The 22924-nt window shown below is 35.6% G+C and carries 19 protein-coding genes; 3 read left to right on the top strand and 16 right to left on the bottom strand.

Annotated features, from left to right (window positions below; genetic code table 11):
- Positions 1-142: 142 nt before the first annotated feature.
- The 12 genes from CAR_RS01560 to CAR_RS01505 all read right to left on the bottom strand — a co-directional run bounded on the left by CAR_RS01560 (position 143) and on the right by CAR_RS01505 (position 14308).
- Positions 143-1729 (bottom strand): DEAD/DEAH box helicase, encoded by a 1587-nt coding sequence (locus CAR_RS01560; RefSeq protein ID WP_041556071.1) that lies wholly within the window; start codon positions 1727-1729, stop codon positions 143-145.
- A 488-nt stretch (positions 1730-2217) separates the two neighbouring features.
- Entirely contained in the window at positions 2218-2928 is a 711-nt protein-coding gene (locus CAR_RS01555) for a Bax inhibitor-1/YccA family protein (protein ID WP_041556070.1), read from the bottom strand.
- An 80-nt stretch (positions 2929-3008) separates the two neighbouring features.
- The gene (locus tag CAR_RS01550; protein ID WP_041556069.1) at positions 3009-4403 is read right to left on the bottom strand and encodes a UDP-N-acetylmuramoyl-tripeptide--D-alanyl-D-alanine ligase; all 1395 of its coding nucleotides are present in this window, start codon (positions 4401-4403) and stop codon (positions 3009-3011) included.
- A 111-nt stretch (positions 4404-4514) separates the two neighbouring features.
- Positions 4515-5606 carry a D-alanine--D-alanine ligase gene (locus CAR_RS01545; RefSeq protein WP_013709979.1) on the bottom strand — a complete coding sequence of 364 codons (1092 nt, stop codon included), beginning with the start codon at positions 5604-5606 and terminating at the stop codon, positions 4515-4517.
- A gap of 242 nt (positions 5607-5848) precedes the next feature.
- Entirely contained in the window at positions 5849-6616 is a 768-nt protein-coding gene (locus tag CAR_RS01540) for a hypothetical protein (protein ID WP_013709978.1), read from the bottom strand.
- A 480-nt stretch (positions 6617-7096) separates the two neighbouring features.
- Positions 7097-7372 (bottom strand): type B 50S ribosomal protein L31, encoded by a 276-nt coding sequence (locus CAR_RS01535; RefSeq protein WP_013709977.1) that lies wholly within the window; start codon positions 7370-7372, stop codon positions 7097-7099.
- Between the two features lie 142 nt (positions 7373-7514).
- Complete coding sequence (gene rho / locus CAR_RS01530; RefSeq protein WP_013709976.1) at positions 7515-8810, bottom strand: transcription termination factor Rho; 1296 nt, start codon at positions 8808-8810, stop codon at positions 7515-7517.
- A 12-nt stretch (positions 8811-8822) separates the two neighbouring features.
- Complete coding sequence (locus tag CAR_RS01525) at positions 8823-10091, bottom strand: UDP-N-acetylglucosamine 1-carboxyvinyltransferase (RefSeq protein WP_013709975.1); 1269 nt, start codon at positions 10089-10091, stop codon at positions 8823-8825.
- A gap of 266 nt (positions 10092-10357) precedes the next feature.
- Positions 10358-11215, bottom strand: a complete 858-nt coding sequence (fba, locus tag CAR_RS01520) for a class II fructose-1,6-bisphosphate aldolase (RefSeq protein WP_013709974.1) — start codon at positions 11213-11215, stop codon at positions 10358-10360.
- 133 nt (positions 11216-11348) lie between these two features.
- Positions 11349-12947, bottom strand: a complete 1599-nt coding sequence (locus CAR_RS01515) for a CTP synthase (protein ID WP_013709973.1) — start codon at positions 12945-12947, stop codon at positions 11349-11351.
- Positions 12948-13214: 267 nt separating this feature from the next.
- Positions 13215-13832 (bottom strand): DNA-directed RNA polymerase subunit delta, encoded by a 618-nt coding sequence (rpoE, locus tag CAR_RS01510; RefSeq protein ID WP_013709972.1) that lies wholly within the window; start codon positions 13830-13832, stop codon positions 13215-13217.
- A gap of 44 nt (positions 13833-13876) precedes the next feature.
- Positions 13877-14308, bottom strand: coding sequence for a DUF1934 domain-containing protein (locus CAR_RS01505; protein WP_013709971.1), 432 nt, complete (start codon positions 14306-14308; stop codon positions 13877-13879).
- 208 nt (positions 14309-14516) lie between these two features.
- Here CAR_RS01505 and CAR_RS01500 point away from each other — a divergent pair, with 208 nt between their 5' ends.
- The 3 genes from CAR_RS01500 to yidA are packed head-to-tail and all read left to right on the top strand — an operon-like array spanning position 14517 to position 17613.
- A complete protein-coding gene (locus CAR_RS01500; RefSeq protein ID WP_013709970.1) occupies positions 14517-15386 on the top strand; it encodes a lipoate--protein ligase family protein in 870 nt (289 codons plus the stop codon).
- Positions 15383-16777 carry an HD domain-containing protein gene (locus tag CAR_RS01495; protein WP_013709969.1) on the top strand — a complete coding sequence of 465 codons (1395 nt, stop codon included), beginning with the start codon at positions 15383-15385 and terminating at the stop codon, positions 16775-16777. Before CAR_RS01500 ends, CAR_RS01495 begins: the two co-directional genes overlap by 4 nt.
- Positions 16774-17613 carry a sugar-phosphatase gene (gene yidA / locus CAR_RS01490; protein WP_013709968.1) on the top strand — a complete coding sequence of 280 codons (840 nt, stop codon included), beginning with the start codon at positions 16774-16776 and terminating at the stop codon, positions 17611-17613. Before CAR_RS01495 ends, yidA begins: the two co-directional genes overlap by 4 nt.
- 131 nt (positions 17614-17744) lie before the next feature.
- Here yidA and CAR_RS01485 read toward each other — a convergent pair whose 3' ends face one another.
- The 4 genes from CAR_RS01485 to CAR_RS01470 all read right to left on the bottom strand — a co-directional run bounded on the left by CAR_RS01485 (position 17745) and on the right by CAR_RS01470 (position 22762).
- Entirely contained in the window at positions 17745-18830 is a 1086-nt protein-coding gene (locus CAR_RS01485) for a GntR family transcriptional regulator (protein ID WP_013709967.1), read from the bottom strand.
- A 165-nt stretch (positions 18831-18995) separates the two neighbouring features.
- On the bottom strand, positions 18996-20420 hold the full coding sequence (gene araA / locus CAR_RS01480) for an L-arabinose isomerase (RefSeq protein WP_013709966.1): 1425 nt from the start codon (positions 20418-20420) through the stop codon (positions 18996-18998).
- Between the two features lie 15 nt (positions 20421-20435).
- The gene (locus tag CAR_RS01475) at positions 20436-21140 is read right to left on the bottom strand and encodes an L-ribulose-5-phosphate 4-epimerase (protein ID WP_013709965.1); all 705 of its coding nucleotides are present in this window, start codon (positions 21138-21140) and stop codon (positions 20436-20438) included.
- A gap of 14 nt (positions 21141-21154) precedes the next feature.
- On the bottom strand, positions 21155-22762 hold the full coding sequence (locus tag CAR_RS01470) for a xylulokinase (protein ID WP_041556068.1): 1608 nt from the start codon (positions 22760-22762) through the stop codon (positions 21155-21157).
- Positions 22763-22924 lie beyond the last annotated feature (162 nt).

Raw genomic sequence — 22924 nt, 5'->3', positions numbered from 1 at the left:
TTTTATCAAATAATCGTTCTTATGTCACTTCTAAATTATAAGAAAAATGATTTCATTTAGTTTTTTTCCACTCATATTTAATAACTACTCAACCATACAAAAAAAGATTGAGACAATGTCCCAACCTTTTCCACTTACATTTTTAGTCTTTATCGCGAATAGTAAATTTACGTTCTCCGCCAGCTTTACGACGGTTATCAGTAGATTTGCCACGGCTGTCTTTACGACGGCTGTCGCTTCCAGCACGACTTGAATCTTTATTCCATTTTCCGCTTCCGCCAGTTCCTGTTCCACTTCCGCCACCACGACGTTCAGAAGGTTTGCCACTACGGCTGCTTCCGCCACGGTATCCGCCTTTACTTGCACTTCCACCACGGTTGCTTCCGCCACCATGACTTCCGCCTTTACGGCCAGGTAATGGACGTTCTGGAGTAATTTTAACTGGTACTTCATCAGCATCTTTTGTCACACTCTTAAGGAATGCAGCAGCCAGATCTTCAGCTGTATAAGTTTCCAACAATTGTGCAGCAGCTTTTTCGTAACGGTCTAAACCATTAGCGTCAATGATAGAACCTACTTCATCAATTGATGCTTTAATTTGACCTTCAAAAGCTTCAGCATTTGTTGGTGGACGCAATGGAGTCATTGTTTTTTTAGTTAAATCTTCAATAACACGCAAGTAGCCCATTTCATTAGGTGTAATAAATGTTACAGAAACACCCTCTTTTCCTGCACGACCAGTACGTCCAATACGGTGAACATAACTTTCTGGATCTTGAGGAATATCATAGTTGTATACGTGTGTTACTCCGGAAATATCTAATCCACGAGCAGCTACATCGGTTGCTACTAAGATATCTAATTTACCAGTTTTAAATGATTTCAAAACACTCATACGTTTTTGTTGAGAAAGGTCTCCATGGATTCCTTCTGCACGGTATCCGCGAGCTTCTAATCCACGAGCTAATTCGTCTACGCGACGTTTTGTACGACCAAAAATGATCGTTAATTCTGGTGTTTGAACATCAAATAAACGAGTCATGATATCGAATTTTTCGAAGTCTTTACAACGTACGAAAAATTGTTCAATCAAACTATCAGACATTGTTGTCGCTTTGATTTGAACGTGTTCAGGGTTACTCATGAAACGTACACCAATGCGTTTGATAGCAGGTGGCATTGTAGCAGAGAATAATAAAGTTTGACGTTCAGCTGGAACTTCATGAATGATTGTTTCAATGTCATCAATGAATCCCATGTTCAACATTTCATCCGCTTCGTCCAATACTAAAGTTTCAACATGTCCTAATTTCAATGTTTTACGTTTGATATGATCTAATAAACGACCTGGTGTACCAACAACAATGTGTGGCGCGTCTTTTAAAGCACGAATTTGGCGACTGATGTCAGCTCCACCATAAACAACTTGAACACGAATTTTTTTATCGCGACTCAAACGGAATAATTCTTCTTGTGTTTGGATAGCTAATTCACGAGTAGGTGCAATAACTAATCCTTGTACATTACGGTTATTTACATCAATTTTTTGTAACATCGGTAAACCAAACGCAGCCGTTTTACCAGTTCCTGTTTGTGCTTGCCCAATAACGTCTTTTCCTTCAAGTGCCAGTGGAATAGTTTGTGCTTGGATTGGAGTTGCTTCCTCAAATCCTAAACGTTCTACTGATTTTAATAACTCAGGTGCTAAACCTAATTCTGTAAATTTCAATATATTTCCTCCCAATTTTAAAACCTTAAAGAGAGATTTTTGCGAAATACAGGCACCTTCATTAGTTTAATCAATGCACCTGTTGCTGTAACTCCATATAAAAACTCGATGTTCGTTCGGTTGAATGTACACCAAGTTTCTCATTTCATATAAAAAACTTGAAATATTTTCCAAGTTTATCTGCTTATCTAGTTTCACAAAACCCTCGATGGCTTCATTTTTTTATTAAAGAATATTCTTCAATCTAAACCATTCTATCATGTATATTTTAGTTTATCAATTGATTTGGTCTTTTGTTTCAATGAACACGTTTCCTTTTTCACTTTTCTTTTCAATCTGTGAATTCACCTATTTTAGTTTGCGTTTTCAATCTTCCTCGCTCATCCAACTGACATAATCCCTTTTCAAAAAAAACTAAAAGCTGTGTTTGCACACGCTGCTTTTAGTTTTTTTGTGTATTCACTTTTAATTCGGTCGCTAAAAATTGATTAATCTCTTCCGCCACCAAAGATGCGCAACAAGCCAAGAAAAATATTAATAAAATCTAGGTATAAACTTAATGCTCCACTGATAGCTAGTGCCCCTAAATTTTCTTCTCCTGAATGATGCACATAAAGTTCTTTTAATTTTTGAGTATCATATGCTGTAAAACCAATAAAAATTACGACTGTGATAAAAGATAGAACCATATCGGCCGGTCCACTTTGAAGGAAGAATCCATTCACTAGCATAGCTATAATCAAACCGATCAAGGCCCCTCTTAATTGTCCACCTAAAGAAGTTAAATCCTTTTTAGTTGTAAAGCCTACTAAACTCATACCTGCAAATGATGCTGCTGTAGAAATGAACGCTGCACCAATACTGCCTAAATCATACATTAGAAAGATAGATGAAAGTATGATTCCATTAATAATCGCAAACGCAATAAATCCAACAATCGAAGCACCTGCTGATTTTAGTTTAGCTCCATTTGCAGATAATTTCATTACTAATGCAATTTCAGCGATAAAAAAGGCTAAAAATCCGAAGCGCGTCCCAAAAACCAAATTCAAAATAAAAGCACTTTGAGATGCATAAAAAGCTGTTATTCCTGTGATCGTTAATCCTACTGCCATGTAACTATAGATTGACGCAAAAAACTTTGACAAGCCAGCAGTATTGATTGATTGATTGGACACTTCTTTTCTTGGTGTGTTCATATTATCCATCCCCTTAACTCATTCTTTAGTAACAGTATAACAAATTTCCTCTATTAATCACTCAGTCTTTAGACATATTTTCATCTTATTACTTGAAGTGCTCTTACAACTGAAAGCAAATCAGTTCCCAAACTTGATTTTAACAAAATATAATCTCCATGTTCAATTTGTTTTTTCACAAATTGAATCAACGGTTCCTTAGCTCCAGTAAAATAAGAAAGGTTTTCTTCATCGAATTTCCCTTTTAAAACTTCATATAATACATTCATCTGCTCGCCATAAAGAACCACTTTTTCAATTTGGGTTGGATCAAGCGAATCTTTAACACTTAGATGCAGCTGAGTAGACTGTTCTCCTAACTCCAACATATCTCCTAAAACAACTATTTTTTTACCTGTATTTGTAAATGTACTAAAATTATCCAAGACAGCTTTCATAGCAGTAGGATTCGCATTATAAGCATCATTTAAAATACTGCTCTCATTTATCCCTTTTAGCCATTCTGTTCTGTTTTTAGTTAACTGAAATTGGGCTAGTTTTGGAGCAGATTTCTCAATCGAGATACCTAAAGTCATCCCTGCCATTAAAGCAGCTAACGCATTGTTCACGTTATAGGTTCCTAAAACAGGTAAACTTACCACTAAATCAGGCCTTTCATTGGTTACAAAACTCGTTTGGTTCATTTGAGCATCTATATTTAGTGGATACAAGTCATTTTCAGGAGATGTTCCAAAGGTCTTCAATTGTGAGCCCTTTAAAACCGCTACTCTTTCTTGTAATAATGGTTCTTCACCAGGATAAATCAGTACACCGTTTTCTTTTAACCCTGAACAAATTTCCATTTTTGCATCCGCAATCCCAGCTCTTGATCCGAAAAACTCAATATGGGATTCCCCAATCATAGTTATAATAGCAACATCCGGCTTAGCTAAATCTGATAACACTTTAATTTCTCCAGCACGACTCATTCCCATTTCTAAAATAACAACTTCAGTCTCAATAGGCATCTCAAGAATCGTTATCGGAAGTCCAATATGGTTATTAAAATTCCCTTGTGTTTTATGCACCCGGTATTGACTAGATAAAACAGCGTCCGCCATATCTTTCGTAGTCGTTTTTCCGTTACTTCCAGTAATACCAACAACTTTAGGATTTACTTTAGTTAAATAAAATTTAGCTAGATCCTGCAACGCTTTCAATGTATCGTTTACTTGAACGATAGGAAACTCATTTTCCAGTTCAAGCGGCAAGTCTTTTAAAGGTTTGCTCCATAAAGAAACGGCTGCTCCATTTTCAACAGCTTTTAAAATAAAATTATGTCCATCATTATTTCCTAATAACGGTACAAACAATGAGTCTTTAACTAATTTTCGAGTATCAAAATTAACGGATGTTATTTCTCGATCAGACCATTTACTTGTATCATTTATTGCTCCAACTGCCATTGCAATTTCTTTCACGGTTAAAGAAATCATCATTACCCTCCTTCAAGTTCAATAAAACAGTACATCATCCATGCTTCCTGAAAGAAACAGAGACTAGGCACATAGCCCAACCTCTGTTCCTAGTAGTATTTATTCTTATTCTTAGTTTTCATTCTGAAAAGACATACGTTCTCGATGTCTTCTTAAGGCTAGCTGAATCAACTCTTCAACTAGATCACCGTAGTTCAATCCAGTATTTTTCCATAAACTAGGGTACATACTAAATTGTGTAAAACCAGGCATTGTGTTTACTTCATTAATAAATAGTTCATCATTGCTTGTTAAAAAGAAATCACAACGACTCAAGCCGCTTCCATCAAGCGCTTGGAAAGCACGCACCGCATATTCACGCAAACGTGTGTTAACATCTTCTGGAACTAAAGCGGGAATTTGCAATACAACCTCATTATTAAGATATTTCGATTCATAGTCATAAAAATCAACGGTTTTCACTAATTCTCCTGGAACTGAGATATGAATATCATCATTTCCTAAAATAGCCACTTCAATTTCTCTGGCTTCAATGCCTTGCTCAACAACGACTCTTCGATCATAACGCAGAGCTAATTCAATTGCTTCAATTAATTCATCTCTATTTTCAGCTTTGCTGATTCCAACACTAGATCCGAGGTTTGCCGGCTTTATATACATTGGGTAAAATAATGTGCCTTCACAATGTTTGAAAACACTCTCTTTATCGTTTAACCATTCAGCTTTCCTTACAGGCACATAGGGAACTTGTGGCAAACCAGCTTGTTGAAAGAGCTGCTTACTAATGATTTTATCCATTCCACACGCACTAGCTAGAACACCAGCTCCAACATAAGGCATTCCAATAACTTCAAACAACCCTTGAACCGTTCCATCTTCTCCATTAGGTCCATGTAGAACTGGAAAAATAACAGCATTTTCTTCTTTTAAATCAGACGGTTGAACAAGGATACCTTCTGAGTTTTGATTTTCATCAGTTGCAAATTTGCTACTATCCGAAATGGTTAATTTTAATGCATCTGAGTCCTTAACCTCATTGGCTTGTTTAACGATTGCACCTTTAACCCATTGGCCACTTTTTGTAATATATATAGGTTCCACTTCATAATAATCATAATATACTTCTTTAATGATAGAAAAGGCAGTTAGAATTGAAATATCATGCTCTGCACTTTTTCCGCCATATACTAGAAAGATTTTCATTTAGTTATCCTCCGAATTTACTTAGGTATCTTTATCTTAGTCTTTATAATTCAAAAATTATTGTACCATATTTTTTTATAGAAAAATAGCACACCTCAAGTTAGAAACAATTATTCAGAATTAGTCTAAATCTAATTCACTTTTCTCCATTCAAAAAAAGCCTTTCAAGCTACCTATACGACCGATATGTTAAAAAACACACAACATACGAGGCGACTCCAGTTAACTAAAAAGACTTTCCCTTAAAATAGTTGTGCAATTGTTTCTTTTTTAAAGAACCATTTCTGATCTATCTCATCAAAGCAGATACTTCCCAACAGATCTTTATCAACCAAATTTCTACCTTCAAACTTCAACCGGTCTTCGGCTAGGTAGATTGGAATTTCATAAACTTCTTGAGTTATACTTATCTGTTTATATGAAAAAAAGACACCTTCTTTGAGCATAGGTAACAAGTCTTTTATTTCAGAAACTGGTATACGAGTAATTTTTTTAGCTTTTTTAAAAGTAAACAGGTTTCTCTTATCATTTATTTTTTTTTCTAAATTATTTGTGATATTGACCGATAAAAGACTATAAAATTGTTCTAAATGTCGATGGTAGACTTTCGTCATCCCTTTAGGCAATGTTAAATAGATAAAATTATTTTGCAACTTGTAATAGAAAGGCGAATGTAAATGTGTGTGGGCGTGAGCAATATACAGTAATTCCGCAATTTCAACCGGTGTTACTTGTCTCATTAATTCAACACTGTCGAAATCAATCCATTTGGAAGGAATTTCACTTATATATTGACTTTTATCGAAGTATTCTTGGATTTTAGCTATCCCTCGAATCATACGAAATCCAGTGTGGGAGTCATATTCGCCAACGCCTTGAGGGGCATTCAGCAGCAAAATATTTTTAGGTGGTTTCTTAACGACATCTTTGTATTCATTCATCGTGATACCCTTACTCAAAACAGCATTTGTAATAGTATCTAAATGAATATAAGTGAATTCTGAAGGCACGACACATTCTCCCCTTATTTTTTTATCCTTACATTGTACTATCTACGCAGCAACTTATCTGTATCAATTAGGTAATAATCTGATTACAGATAACTGCCGTATCCGCTTTATTAAGACAATGTTGTGACAATTAGCACGTTATGAAGAATCAGTTTCAAATTAAGTGATCTTAAACAGGCTAGTTAGTTTTTTAATTGTCATTGAACTTGCTTGTAGGCATCTAAATATTTTCATTGGCCTTGAATATGGTCAACTTTCAATTAGAGTAAAAATAATTTTGACTGTCTCTCTTTTTATCATCGTACCAAAATAGCCGTTGAAAAGCACGTAATCTGTTAGCACAAATTAAAGGACCCTTAAATACGGGGAGGCACAATTGTTTTATCAATTACCAATAGCCCAATAGCGTGTTAATTACCTTTAACCACACGAAAAAAGAGACCAGACAAATGTCTGGTCTCTTTCAAAAGTAGATAGCTATTATGCTTCTTCTTCTTCTTTTTTGTTTGCGTCTGCAATACCATATTTTTTGTTGAAACGGTCCACACGTCCGTCTGCTTGTGTAAATTTTTGACGTCCTGTATAGAATGGGTGTGAGTCAGATGAAATTTCGACACGAATCATTGGGTAAGTAGAACCGTCTTCCCATTCAACTGTTTCGCTTGAATTTTTAGTAGATCCTGATAAGAATTTATAACCTGTTGTAGTATCCATAAACACAACTTGTCTGTAATCTGGGTGAATTGCTTGTTTCATATATAAATCTCTCCTTATGCCCTGATACATCTGCTGAATCAGAGTTGATTTTTTGTCTTTAGACAACATTAGCATGATAGCATATTTCTCTTAGCAAGGCAATTCTTTTTTATTGGTAATATCACCTAAACCTAATTAGTTTTTAGCGATGAGAATTTCTTGTTTTTTTCGTTTGAGTAAGTGTATTATCTGTAAAATTAGCGAAAAAGTGTTGATTGTTTTCTGATTTTTGTAATTTTTTTATAAACTGATCTGTTAAATCTAAGGAATCTCCGATCATTGCGTGACGCAACTTCCAAATCACTTCTAACTTATCATTTTCCAATAAGAGTTCTTCTTTTCGAGTACTTGATTTTTTGATATCAATTGCTGGGAAAATACGTCGTTCAGAAAGTTCTCTTGATAAATGCAATTCAGAATTTCCTGTACCTTTAAATTCTTCGTAGATCATATCATCCATTCGACTTCCAGTATCAATCAAGGCAGTTGCTAAAATAGTTAAGCTTCCACCTTCTTCAATATTTCTCGCTGCTCCAAAGAATCGCTTAGGTCGATACAAAGCTGCTGGATCAAGTCCCCCACTTAACGTCCTCCCGCTTGGAGGAAGGACTAAGTTATAGGCGCGAGCTAATCGGGTAATGCTGTCCATTAGGATAATGACGTCTCGTTTATCTTCTACTAATCGCATCGCTCTTTCTAGAACCAATTCCGTTACCCGTACATGGTTTTGTGGCTGTTGATCAAATGTTGAAGATACAACTTCACCTTTAACGCTTCTTTCGATATCCGTCACTTCTTCTGGACGTTCATCGATCAACAAAATTATCAATTCAGCATCAGGATAATTTTCAGCAATACCATTCGCAATTTCTTTTAACAAAATTGTCTTACCGGCTTTTGGAGGAGCTACAATCAATCCACGCTGGCCAAAACCTACAGGAGCTAAAATATCAATCATTCGATTTGAAATTTTCGTTTGCGTTGTTTCGAGAGAAATCTGTTTTTCAGGATAAAGAGGCGTTAATGCTGGAAAATGGGGACGTTCTTTCGCATCTTCTGGATTTTTTCCATTTACAAAATTTACTTGCATCAAACCATAATAACGCTCTGATGGTTTTGGTGGTCTGGCTTTACCTGACACCTTATCCCCGTTTCTCAGCCCAAAGCGTTTAATTTGAGAAGAAGAAATATAGATATCTTCTTTACTTGGTGTGTAATTGATGGGACGCAAGAAACCAAAATCTTGTTGCTCCATAATGTCCAATACACCTTCAACAATAAAAAAGCCTTGTTTTTCTTCTTGCGCACGTATAACAGCTAACGCTAATTCTTTTTTATTCATTTGGCTATAATAAGGAATTTTAAGTTCTTTTGCATAATTGTAAATTTCTTTTAATGTCTTTCCTTCTAACTCGACTAACGTTACTAAATCGCTCATATTAGTTAACTCCTATTTATTGTCATCTTTAATCATTTGAACATCTGCACCTAAAGCCGTTAATTTTTCTACGATTTGATCATATCCACGTAAAATATTTTCAACACCAGTAATTGTTGTAGTCCCTTGTGCCATTAATCCAGCTGTTATAAGACATGCTCCAGCTCTTAAATCACTCGCTTCTACTTCTACACCTTGCAGTTGATTCGGTCCCTCAATTAAAATCATATCACTTTCAACCCGGGCTTTTGCACCCATACGGATCAACTCTGGGATGTGCTTAACGCGTTTAGGGTAGATTGTGTCTGTAATTAAAGAAGTGCCAGTTGCTTTTAATAAAAGAGGTGTTAAAGGTTGTTGTAAATCCGTTGCGAATCCAGGGTAAGGAAGTGTTTTGACATTTACAGCTTTTAAATTTTTAGCTTCTTTTATTCGAATGCTGTCTTCTCCAATTTCCATTGGGACACCCATTTCTTCCATCTTAGCCAATAGCCCTTCCAGATGTTCTACAATAACATTTTTAATCGTAATATCCGTACCCACAGCTCCTGCTAGCGCAAGATATGTACCTGCTTCTATCCGGTCCGGTATAATCGTATGGCGACAACCGTGTAATTCATCAACGCCCTCTATACGAATGATATCGGTACCTGCGCCTCTTACTTTAGCACCCATATTATTTAATAGTGTTGCAACATCAATTATTTCAGGCTCACGCGCGGCATTTTCAATAATTGTTTTTCCTTTTGCTTTTACTGCAGCAAGCATAATATTGATGGTCGCACCGATTGATACAACATCTAGATACATTCTTGTACCCACCAATCCTGTTTCATCGGTTCTTAGATACATAGCACCCATCTCATTCTCTACACTAGCACCTAAAGCACGAAATCCTTTTAAATGTTGATCTATAGGACGAGGTCCTAAAAAACATCCACCAGGCAATCCAACAACACCTTTACCAAATTTAGTGAGTAGTGCACCCATAAAATAATAAGATGCTCGCAAACTTTTAATTTTTCCATTCGGCATAGGAATAGAAACGATATTTGTGGGGTCAATTGTAAGCGTTGAGCCATCAAAAATTGTTTCTACATTCATCACATTCAGAATATCAATTAATGAATGGACATCTTGAATATCTGGTACACCCTCTAAAACAACAGGTGAATCTGCCAGTATTGCTGCTGGTATTAAAGCAACCGTACTATTTTTTGCCCCATTGATGGTTACTTCGCCGGATAATTTCTTTCCACCATTAATGACTAATTTCTTCATGTAATACCTCCAATTTCTTCTTAAAACTAGTTTTATCTTAGAAACCTTAAAAACCATCGTACACTCTTATCTATTTAGTTTGAATAGTTGTTTTTTTGTAGTACTCAGATGATTTCATTTCAGCAAAAGATTTGATGACTCTCTCTTTTTTCATGTAAAATAAGCTGTTTTAATCTTACTATACCTTGAAACAACTTACAATTACTATATCTTTTACAAAATTAAAAAAACCTTGCCTAAATGGCAAGGTTTTTTAGTTTATTCAATTAAGCTTTGTTAGAAGATCCAAATCTTTGCATTGTAGTTTTAACTGTTGCAACGATTGCAGATTTACCAGGCGCAATAACTTTACGTGGATCGTAAACTTTAGAGTCAGAGTTTAATTTTTCACGTACAGCTTTTGTCCAAACTTGTTGTAATTCAGTATTTACATTGATTTTAGAGTGTCCATTTTCAATAGCTTTTTTAATTTGGAATTCTGGAATTCCAGATCCGCCATGTAATACTAAAGGAGTTTTAGTTAAATCAGAGATGATTTTCATTTCGTCAAAACCTAGAACAGGTTCGCCTTCATAATCACCATGTACTGATCCTAAAGCTGCAGCTAAAGCATCGATCTTAGCGTCAGTTACCATACGTAGACATTCTTCTGCGTCTGCATAGTTAACTCCACCAGTAACGCCATCTTCAGTACCACCAACAGTTCCAACTTCTGCTTCTACTGATGCACCTTTTGAATGAGCGTATTCTACAACTTTTTTAGTTTCTTCAATATTTTTATCAATTGCAAATGCAGAGTTATCAATCATTACAGAAGAAAAACCAGCATCTATTGCAGATTTACAATTTTCAAAAGAAGAACCATGGTCTAAGTGTAATGCAACTGGGACTGTAATGTTCATTGTTTCCATCAAAGCTTCAACCATTGCTGCTACAACTTTAGAGCCACCCATGTATTTACCTGCTCCTTCAGAAACACCTAAAATAACTGGTGATTTTTCTGCTTCTGCAGCTTCCAATACAGCTTGTGTCCATTCAAGGTTGTTGATGTTGAATTGACCTACAGCATATTTACCCTCTAATGCTTTATTTAACATATCTGTCATACTAACTAAACGACTCATATATCTTTTCCTCCTTAAGGAAATCTTTTTATTTACTAAGATGCTCTTAGTCAACGTTGTTATTATACCAAACACACGCTGAAATATCCATAAATATTATAATACTTATCTAGTTTTCATAACCTTTTCATAATTATTTATTCAATGTTGCAGTTACAAAACCTAAAAATAATTTTTGCGGGCGATTTGGACGAGATATAAATTCTGGGTGAAATTGGCAAGCCACATAAAATGGGTGGTCCGATAATTCCACTATTTCAACTAAGCGATTGTCTGGCGAAACTCCTGAAAATACTAACCCTTTTTCTTCCAATTGAGTACGGTAATTATTGTTAAACTCATAACGATGGCGGTGGCGTTCTTGAACAACTTCAGCATTATCATATGTTCTTGCTGTTACAGAACCTGGTTTTAATTTGCAAGGATACAGTCCCAGACGCAACGTTCCGCCCATATTTACAACCTCTTTTTGATCCAACATTAAATCAATGATATTATGTGGTGTTTCCGGGTCTGTTTCTGCAGAATGTGCTCCTTCTAGCCCTGCAACGTTACGCGCAAATTCTACACAAGCTAATTGCATGCCTAAGCAAATTCCTAAGAAAGGAACCTTATTTTCACGTGCGTATTGAATGGCTAAAATTTTACCTTCTAAGCCACGATCTCCAAAACCTCCTGGAACTAGAATGCCATCTACATTTTTCAATTTACTTTCAACATTCTCAGCAGTCACTTCTTCTGCATTGATCCAATCGACTTCAATTTCAGAATCTAGCGCATATCCTGCATGATTTAATGATTCAATAACCGATAAATAAGCATCTGGTAATTCAACATATTTTCCAACTAATGCAATTTTTGTTTTCTTAGACAGGTGCAATACTTTTTGTTCTAACGCAATCCACTCTGACATATCTGCAGGCGGTGCATCGATTTTCAAATGATCACAGACGATTTGATCCATATTTTGTTTTTGCAAATTTAACGGAATAGAATAGAGAGTATCTACATCACGCGATTCAATAACAGCTTCAGGATTAACATCACAAAATGAAGCCAATTTATCTTTCAAGCTTTGTGGAGCAGGTTTTTCTGTCCGGATAACTAAAAGATTGGGTTGAATGCCTAGTCCGCGTAATTCCTTCACACTATGTTGTGTGGGTTTTGTTTTCATTTCACCAGCTGCACCAAGGTAAGGGATAAGGGTTGTATGAATGTACATCACATTGTCAGAACCAACATCGCTTTTCATTTGGCGCAATGCTTCTAAAAAGGGTAGTGACTCGATATCTCCCACTGTACCGCCAACTTCTGTTATAACAATATCAGAATCCGTTGTTTGTCCTGCACGCATAATTTTTCCTTTGATTTCATTGGTAATGTGCGGAATAACTTGTACCGTTGCTCCTAAATATTCTCCCTTACGCTCTTTGCGTATAACTTCTGAGTAAATTTTCCCTGTTGTTACATTAGAATATTGATTTAGATTGATGTCGATAAAACGTTCATAGTGACCCAAATCTAAGTCGGTTTCAGCTCCATCATCTGTTACGAAAACTTCGCCATGCTGGTAAGGACTCATTGTCCCCGGATCAACATTGATATACGGATCAAATTTTTGGATCGTTACTTTTAATCCTCTATTTTTTAACAATCTTCCTAGAGAAGCTGCTGCGATTCCTTTACCTATGGAAGAAACTACTCCGCCTGTCACAAAAATATACTTTGTCATTTTTACCGACTCCTTCTAATCTTAATTAGGGTAAAGAAACAATCATTCCCATTATTGTTTCTCATTTGGGTAATAAAAAAAACAAAGCTCCCTATTCATAGTAGAATAGGGAGCTTTTTTGATTACTTTTCCGTTCTTGTCCCTTAAAAATGAATTTAAGGGAGCCCAATATACATAATACACAGTTCCATGAGAACAGTCAAACAATTCCTAAAAATAGAATGTCATCTAAAAAATCATCAGCCATTTACTTTGACAGAATTTTTATTAATATTCTTCCTCAGAATCGTCTTCGTCTTCGTCTTCAATAATTGTAAGATCTCCTTCGACACCGTCAGGCAACTCGTCTTCTTCATCATCAGTACCTAATTCAGTTAGATCTGCCTTGTATTCACCAAGATCTTCTTTGTCTTCATCGTCAATCATTACACCGTGTTCATCAACAGTCACACGCCCACCGTAAGTAGTAGCATCATCTTCTTCTTCCTCTTCAGGAGAATCATCATCTTCAGGATCATCATCATTGTAATCAATGTCATCTTCCCCTGTAACAAATGCACTAGCCTTTTTACGTTTTTTACGACGTGGTGCTTCGTCTTCATTTCCTTGAGTTACTTCTTCATCGATAAAATCGATTGGATACCATGAACGTAGTCCCCAACGATTTTCTCCTAAAGAAATGAAACTACCGTCAATATTTAAGTCTGTATAAAATTGAGAAGTTGCATTAGCAATTTCTTTTGAGTTTATGTTTAAAAATTCTTGTACTTCTTTTAGTAAAGCTGAGAAATCAAGGATCTCTCCTTTTTGATCTAAGATGGCATGAGCTACTTCAATCATTGACAATTCATTTTTGTTTTGCCCGTCAAATTGTGTTAATTTCACGAAAGCCACGTCCTTTCAACAGTCTATTCTTTATCATACAATATTTAAATAGTAAAAAGCAATTGTAATTTGTAATCTCCTAATTTTTCTTTTCCTAAAAATAAATCATATTCAATATAGACACTTCCAGAAAAAGGTTTATCTGTATAACTGATTTGCATATCTTTTGTCATAGTCTCTATACTCACTGTACCTTGAGGCGTACGGTAGAGCGTTTCAAATCTTTCACCTTTATCAAATCTCATGCGCGTAGTTGTTTCACCTTTACGTGTAAGAGTCACAATGCCTGAAGGGTCGATTTTAACTGTCACAGGAACAGTTCCTGTTTCATAAGTTTCTTGAAAACGAATATAATAAGATGAATTCATTTGCACAACTTTACCTGCTTCATCAAATACATGTTTCTCGGTTTCATTGCCTTGAGAGATAATCGTCTCTAAACGTATCTGTGCTGCTCTTCCTTTTGATAAATCCAATTTATTTCACCTCATATTTTTTATTCCTGTCATTTAACTACACACTAACCATTTTTAGCTAGTTGATTTTACTTTATTGCATATCTATCTTATCATAAATCATAAGATTATTATGCTTTTTTAACATGGTAAGAGAAGAACACTGCAATAAAATTTGCTATAATAAGGAAGAGTTACTGTTTCTAATTATATAAAGGAAGTAAAACCAATGAATACTACTGATACTAAAGACTTTTTAACCAATCATTCTTATGAACTTTATGAATCAACAACAATGCCCTTTACTAATAAAACTATTTCTCACTTCGCATTAACGGATAGTTTATTGCGTTATGTTGGAAAGTATAAAAAAAACATTTTACATTTTTGGCCAACTTCAAATTTGGTGATTTTAGGTATGATGGATACGAAATTGCCTTACTTCAAAGATGCGCTAGATGTCATAAAAAAATATGACCACTCCTTTATTGTTCGAAATTCAGGTGGATTGGCTGTAGTTGGTGATGAAGGTGTATTAAATTTTTCTCTTATATTGCCTGAAGATACTCAACAAAAAATGACGATTAATACTGGATATGAATTTATGTTTCAATTGATTAATGAAGTTATCAAACCTTTTGGAAAGATAAGTGAGGCTTATGAAATCAAAGATTCTTATTGTCCTGGAGATTTTGATTTAAGTATCGATGGTAAAAAATTTGCTGGCATCTCACAAAGACGCTTAAAAAATGGCGTAGCAATCATGATTTACATTAGTGTAAACGGTGATCAAGCGAAAAGAGCTAAAATGATCCGCGATTTTTACCAAGTAGGTCTAAAAGGTGAAACAGTCAAATGGCATTTTCCATCAGTCGATCCGTCTGTTATGGCTACTTTAGAAGAGTTACTGTCTATTTCTTTAACTGTGGAGGAAATGAAACAGTTGATTTTAGATACCTTGCTTCAAAAAAACTGCACCATTTCAATAGGCGATTATTCTTCAGAACTATTAGCCAATTATAATGAAGGATTTGAAAAAATGATTCGCCGCAACCAACAAATGCTTGGCAATTCTATTGATAAGGAGTTAATCGAATGAGCAGCCTTTACGATGCAAATTTTTCATTACCAATAGAACACGTTTTTCGTGACCCTGTCCATGATTACATTCACGTTCAACATCAAATTATTCTAGACCTAATCAATTCAAGCGAATTTCAACGCTTGCGTCGAATCAAACAATTGGGTACTTCTTCTTTAACGTTTCATGGTGCAGAACATACCCGGTTCACTCATTCATTAGGTGTATACGAGATTACTCGTCGAATCTGTGATAAGTTTCAGCGAAATTACGCTACTCAGACACCAGGAGATGGTGGTTGGGATGATAATGAACGATTAGTCGCCTTATGTGCAGCGCTGTTACACGACATTGGACACGGTCCCTATTCTCATACATTTGAACATATTTTTAAAACCAATCACGAAGAAATCACGGTGGCTATTATTACATCTCCAGAAACTGAAGTTTACAATGTGTTAGCTAAGGTTAGTGAAGATTTTCCAGCAAAAGTTGCTAGTGTTATCCAAAAAACGTATCCTAATCCACAAGTGGTTCAACTCATTTCTAGTCAAATCGACGCTGATCGAATGGACTATTTGTTACGTGATGCCTATCATACAGGTGTAAACTATGGTACATTTGATTTAACTCGTATCCTTAGAGTGATTCGCCCTTACAAAGATGGAATCTATTTCCAATTATCCGGTATGCATGCTGTTGAAGATTACGTCGTGAGTCGCTATCAAATGTATATGCAAGTTTATTTCCATCCTGTTTCAAGAGGTATGGAAGTCATTTTAGATCATTTGCTGAAACGCGCTAAAAAAATGTACCTTAATCCAGAAATTCAATTTAACGACCAACTAAATTTACTCGTCCCTTTTTTCGAAAAGAACTTTACACTTAAAGATTATTTAAAACTGGATGACGGTGTTTTAGCTACTTACTTTACTTTATGGAAAGATGAAAATGATCCTATCTTAAGCGATTTAGCTACACGATTTCTTGATCGACACCCTTTCAAATCCGTTAAATTCTCCAGTAAAACGGATTTGGCTTTGATCGAAGATTTAAAAGGTATTATTCGTGAAGCTGGTTACGATACGGATTATTATACAGCGGTTAACAACAGTTACGATTTGCCGTATGACTTCTATCGACCAAATCAAGATACAAACCGCACGCAAATTGAATTGGTGTATCAAGATGGCACATTGGTGGAATTATCTAAAGTCAGTGAAATTGTGTCTTCCATAACAGGAAAAGTTCGTGGTGACGAACGCTTTTATGTACCAAAAGAATTTTTAAAACCAAGAACTTCTGAAGAAATCACGTTGTTTGAAGATTTGTATCATGAATTTAATCGTTATATTAAAAATGGGGCTATTACAGACCCAAATAAACCAGTGGAGGATTCACTTAAATGACTATCGAATTAATTGCTATCGATCTAGACGGTACCTTGTTAACTCCTGAAAGAAAAATAACGGCTAAAGTAAAAGAAACGATTGAGATTGCTAAAACAAAAGGCATCAAAGTTGTTGTTTGTACTGGTCGCCCATTACCAGGAGTGTCGCCAATCCTAGAAGCCTTAAATCTAGAAGAAGAAGGCGATTATGTGATTACGTATAATGGCGCATTAGTCCAACAATCACATAATGGTAAAGCTATCGCTCACCATACTTTAAGCCATAAAGATTTTTTGAGAATTGAAGAAATGAGCCGTCAAGTTGATGTACACTGTCATACAATTGATGAAAAATACATTTACACTACTAACAAAGACATTAGCCCTTACAGCGTAAGAGAGTCATTTTTAGTCAATATGCCTATTCGGTATCGCACAATTGAGGAAATGGATCCAGCTCTTGAAATCAGTAAAATGATGATGATCGACGAACCCGATATTTTAGATGTAGCTATTGCCAAATTCCCAGACGATTTTTATGAGGAGTACACTATTTTAAAAAGCGAACCTTTTTATCTGGAAGTCTTGAATAAATCTGCCAGTAAAGGACAAGCATTAAAAGATTTAGGAGAAATTTTAGGCATACCAAGAGAAAACATCATGGCCATTGGCGATAATGAAAACGACATAGACATGCTTGAATATGCGGGTATGGGTGTAGCTATGGGAAATGCTATCGCCAGCGTAAAAGAAATCAGTAATTACATTACTGATACAAACGAACACGATGGAGTCGCTACGGCTATTGAGACCATTGCTTTTGAATCACTTCCCGCTGAGAGCTATACTAAATAAAAATAGCAACCTAAAAAGGCTGAAACAAACACAAAGTTGTGTAAGTTTCAGCCTTTTTATCGTACTTCAGAATACGTATAATCTAATATATTTGTATTTCCTATATATAAAAAAAATGATTTTTAATTTGTTCAGTCATATTTTTTTGTCGATTCTCTTATAATGAGTTCTGGTTGATAAATAACCGATTCCTTTTTAAAAGAAGGTTTTTCAAGTGCTTGTATAATCCAATTAGCAGCTTCTTTACCGAGTTGCTCTTTTGGATGGTTAATCGAAGTCAATTTAACATCTGAAGCTGTACTCAAAAATGAATTGTCATGACTTACAATTGAAAAGTCATCTGGAATATTTTTACCAATCGCGTTGATTTGCTCAATGACTGTCATTGCAATTTGATCATTATAACAAACAAAAGCTGTAGGTAGGTTTTCTAGGTTTAAAAGAACTTGTATCTTATCAGCCAACTCTCCTTTTGTTTCTGTATCAAAAGTAACGATTAGCTTATCATCAAAAGATTTTTTCTTTTTTGAAAAGGCTCGTATAAAGCCTTTCATCCTACTTTTCCCTTGCATGTCATCTGTTTTAGTAATCATACTGATTCTTTCATGTCCTAAATCTAATAAGTGAGTCGTTAACATTTCATTTGCCAACGTATCATCTATCCTGATTTCCGGGACATCCAATTCTTCATAAGAAGCATTTATAGATACAAACGGAATACCTGCTTCTTGAATTTTAAGATAGTAATTTAGATTAGGGTTTAACAGAGCACTTTTCGTAGGTTCAACGATCAGTCCATCTACTTGTTTTTCCAACATCATTTCAAGGATTCTTTTTTCATTTTGAGCGTCATTTTGTGTACTAGATAACAACAAAGAATAACCGCTCTCACTTAAAGTTTCTTCCATTCCTCTAATGATTGAAGGGAAAATATAATCTGAAAGATAGGTTGTAATGACACCAATTGTTTTGTTGCCTTTTTCTTTAACTCGTTGTTGATTTTGATCATTCACATAAGTTCCAGAACCCTGCTCTTTCTTTAAAAAACCTTCATTAACAAGTTCTGCGATAGATTGTCGAATAGTATGTCTGCTAACACCAAATTGTTCTCTTAATTTTGCTTCTGAGGGTATCTTGCTTCCTGCAGAATACTCCCCACTTAAAATGAGTTCTTTTAATTGATTTTTAATTACTAGGTATTTCGGTTTATTAGACATTTAATCACCTTCCATAAGTTGTACGTACGTGAATAGTACATGATGTCAATGAACAAAGCAATATTCTGTACTATTTTCACCCGAAGATCCTTATCGTATTTTATTACGTACAGCCATTAGTAATTTTTTGTCCAAGAAAAAAGTGCTTTTTCAAGCACTCTTTTTTTATTTAATGACTACATAATCCAATTCAACCATTTTAGCCCATGTAGCAATTTGGTCTGTTGTCAAATTTAAAGAAACTACAGTATGGTGACCGCCACCATTTTCAATCCATGATTGGACACCATCTGTAAAGTTTGGCTTCACTTTCCATAATACCCGAGCAACTGGTAAGTGAGGAGCCTTTTCTTCCGGTTCAAATGCAGAGACTTCATTAATTAGAAGTTTGAAGTGTGTGCCAAAATCGGACATAGTAACAACTACGCCTTCGCCAGCTTTACCGTCAAAGACTAAACGCGCAGGATCTTCACGATCTCCCATCGATAATGGTGAGACAACTACTTTTGGCTTATTACTTGCTAAGGTAGGATCTACTTCCATCATATGAGATTGTAAAATCGATTCTTTTCCTTCTGCTAATTCATACGTGTAATCTTCCATGAATCCAGTGTTTTCATTGTGTGCCATAACTTTCATCAGACGATCAATAGCAGCAGTCTTCCAATCGCCTTCGCCAGCAAATCCATATCCATCAGCCATTAAACGTTGAACTGACAGACCTGGCAATTGTTGCATGCCATAAAGGTCCTCAAAATTTGTAGTAAAAGCATTGTAGTTTCCAGCTTCTAAAAAGCGACGTAAGCCAATTTCTTGTTTGACTTGAGCCTTAACATGGTTTTCCCAATCTTGATGGTCATAGCTACCATAATCAAAATCGTAAAGAGTTTTATACTCATTAAAAAGCTCTTCTATTTCTGTTTCTTTTACTGCATCTATATATTGCACAAGGTCTCCAATACCAAAATAATCTACTGTCCATCCGAATTGAATTTGCGCCTCTACTTTATCTCCTTCAGTTACAGCTACATTTCGCATATTATCGCCAAAGCGAGCTACCTTAATATTAAAACTTTCATTGTAAGCAACTGCTACATCCATCCATTCCGCAACTTGTTTTTGTACCGTAGGGTTTTTCCAGTAACCAACCACTATTTTATTTTGTTTCTTTAAACGAGCATTGATAAATCCGTATTCTCGGTCACCATGAGCAGATTGATTTAGGTTCATAAAGTCCATATCAATAGTCTCCCATGGAATGCTTTCATTAAATTGAGTCGCTAGATGTAACAGCGGTTTTTGCAACAACTTTGTTCCTCGAATCCACATTTTTGCTGGTGAGAATGTATGCATCCATGTGATGACTCCAGCTACTTCATCATGGTAATTAGCTTCTTTCATTACTTTAGTGATTTTATCCGCAGTAACAGCTAATTCTTGTAGTACAATTGGATACGGAAGTTTACCGCTTTCATTCAATTCACTAACTAAAATTTTAGCATGTTTTTTTACTTCCAATAATGTTTCTTCTCCATACAAGTGTTGTGAACCAACAACAAACCAAAATTCTTTTTTTCCTATAGTCAACATAATTTATTCTCTCCCTTAATGTTTGTTTTTTTGTCCATAATATGCATTTTCACCATGTTTACGTAAATAATGTTTATCTAAAACCCTTTGTGGAAGCTCTTCAGAAAAGCTATTCAGTTGTCTAGAAAAAAGATTCATTTTACACACTTCATCTAATACTACTGCATTCATCACTGCCTCTTTTGCATTTTTTCCCCAAGTAAAAGGTCCATGTCCATGCAATAACGCTCCTGGGATTTCCATTGGTTTAATATTTCGTTCTTTGAAAGTTTCTACGATCACATGACCGGTTTGTTCTTCATAACCTTCGTCGATTTCTTTTTGATTCAAAAAACGTGTACAAGGGATTGAACCATAGAAAGTATCAGCATGCGTCGTTCCCATTGCCGGTACATCCAATCCAGCTTGAGCCCAAATTGTTGCCCAAGTTGAATGCGTATGGACAATACCACCAATTTCTGAAAACTCTTTGTATAGCACGGCATGAGTAAGCGTATCAGAAGAAGGGTTTAATTTTCCTTCAACAACTTTTCCATCCATATCACAAACGACCATATCGCTAGCTTTCATTTCCTCATAACTAATGCCGCTTGGTTTTATTACAAATAATCCTTGTTCACGATCTACAGCACTTACATTGCCCCATGTATATTTGATTAATCCTTGTTTTGGAAGTTCCAGATTGGCTTGAAAAACTTCTTCTTTCAATTGTTCTAACACAATAGTCTCCTCCTTTAAATCAAATGGTCAATGGCGGCCTGTTCAATAGGAATTCCTGCTTTATACCGCTTAATAAAGACTTCAAAACCTTCAACATCTTCTTTTTGAGGTGTTTCTTCCGTTCCTGTATCACCTGCAAATACTTGATTCTCCAGAAACTCTCCTAGTGATTCATTTTCATTTTTTATTTTGATATAGCTTGCTAACAAGGCAATTCCCCATGCTCCACCTTCTCCAGCTGTATCCATTACTGATACAGAAGCATTCATAGCGGCCGCCATAATTTGTTGTCCAACTTTCTCTGTTTTAAACAAACCACCATGACCATAGATTTTATCGATTTGGACTTTTTCCTCTTTTAAAAGTATGTCCATACCGACTTTTAACGCTCCTAATGCTGAATAGAGATGAACACGCATAAAGTTGGCTAAATTAAATTGACTTTCAGGTGAGCGTACGAATAAAGGTCTTCCCTCTTTTATTCCTGTGATGTTCTCTCCAGAATAATAACCATAAGACAATAATCCACCGCAGTCCTTGTCTCCTTCAAGCGCTTTCGTAAATAGATGCTCAAACAACTTATCTGTTTCCATCTCTATTCCTGCTGTTTCCAAAAATTCACGAAACAGCTTGACCCAAGCGTTAATATCAGAAGAACAATTATTTGCATGTACCATACCAACCAAATCACCAGTAGGGGTTGTTACTAAATCAATTTCCGGATATACTTTTTGTAATTCTTTTTCCAAGACAATCATAGCAAATACGGAAGTTCCAGCAGATACGTTCCCGGTACGTTTAACAACACTATTTGTAGCAACCATTCCTGTACCCGCATCGCCTTCGGGTGGACATAATGGAATGCCAGGTTGTAAATTTCCGGTTGGATCAAGAAGTTCTGCACCTTCTTTTGTCAGATACCCAGCTTCTTCTCCGGCTAATAATATTTGAGGTAAGATTTCTTCGAGTTTCCAAGTGTGATTCTTATCTGCAACTCGTTCATTAAATTGCTTAATCATCCTTACATCATAATTTTTTGTTTTTATGTCAATCGGAAACATTCCCGAGGCATCTCCAACTCCTAAGACCTTCTTATTTGTCAGCTTCCAATGGATGTAACCAGCTAAAGTTGTGAAGAATGTTATATCTTGTACATGAGATTCTTGATTTAAGATTGCCTGATGCAAATGAGCGATGCTCCATCTTTGAGGGATATTAAAGTTAAACAGTGTCGTCAATTCTTTTTCTGCCTGTTCAGTCATTGAATTACGCCAAGTACGAAAAGGAACCAACAACTCATCTTCCTGATTAAATGCCATGTATCCGTGCATCATAGCACTAAATCCAAGAGATCCAATCGTTGTTAATGTTTCTCCATATTCTTCTTTTACCATTAAAGCCATTAGCTGATAACTGTTTTGTAAACCCTTCCATATATCTGTAAGTGAATAAGTCCAGATATTGTTTTCTAAACGATTTTCCCATTCGTAACTCCCTGAAGCAATGGTATTAAATTCCTGATCAATTAATACGGCTTTAATGCGAGTAGATCCAAATTCAATTCCTAAGGATGTTTCCCCTCTAGCAATTGCTTCTTTTATCAGCCTTTGTCTTTCTTCCAAAGCTTTTCCTCCTCTTTCGCTTAACAGCACCAGTTAAAAAAATTTAGCAGTATTTATTACCGCTAAATCGTAACCGTTTTCCATAAAACAATTATAAAATAGTTATACGTACATGTCAATGAATTTTAAAAAATACGTACGAACAAATCTGTCTATTATCAA

The organism is Carnobacterium sp. 17-4 (assembly GCF_000195575.1).
Classification (GTDB): domain Bacteria; phylum Bacillota; class Bacilli; order Lactobacillales; family Carnobacteriaceae; genus Carnobacterium_B.
The sequence above is the reverse complement of the archived record's forward strand: the minus strand, read 5'-3'. Positions and strand labels throughout refer to the sequence as shown.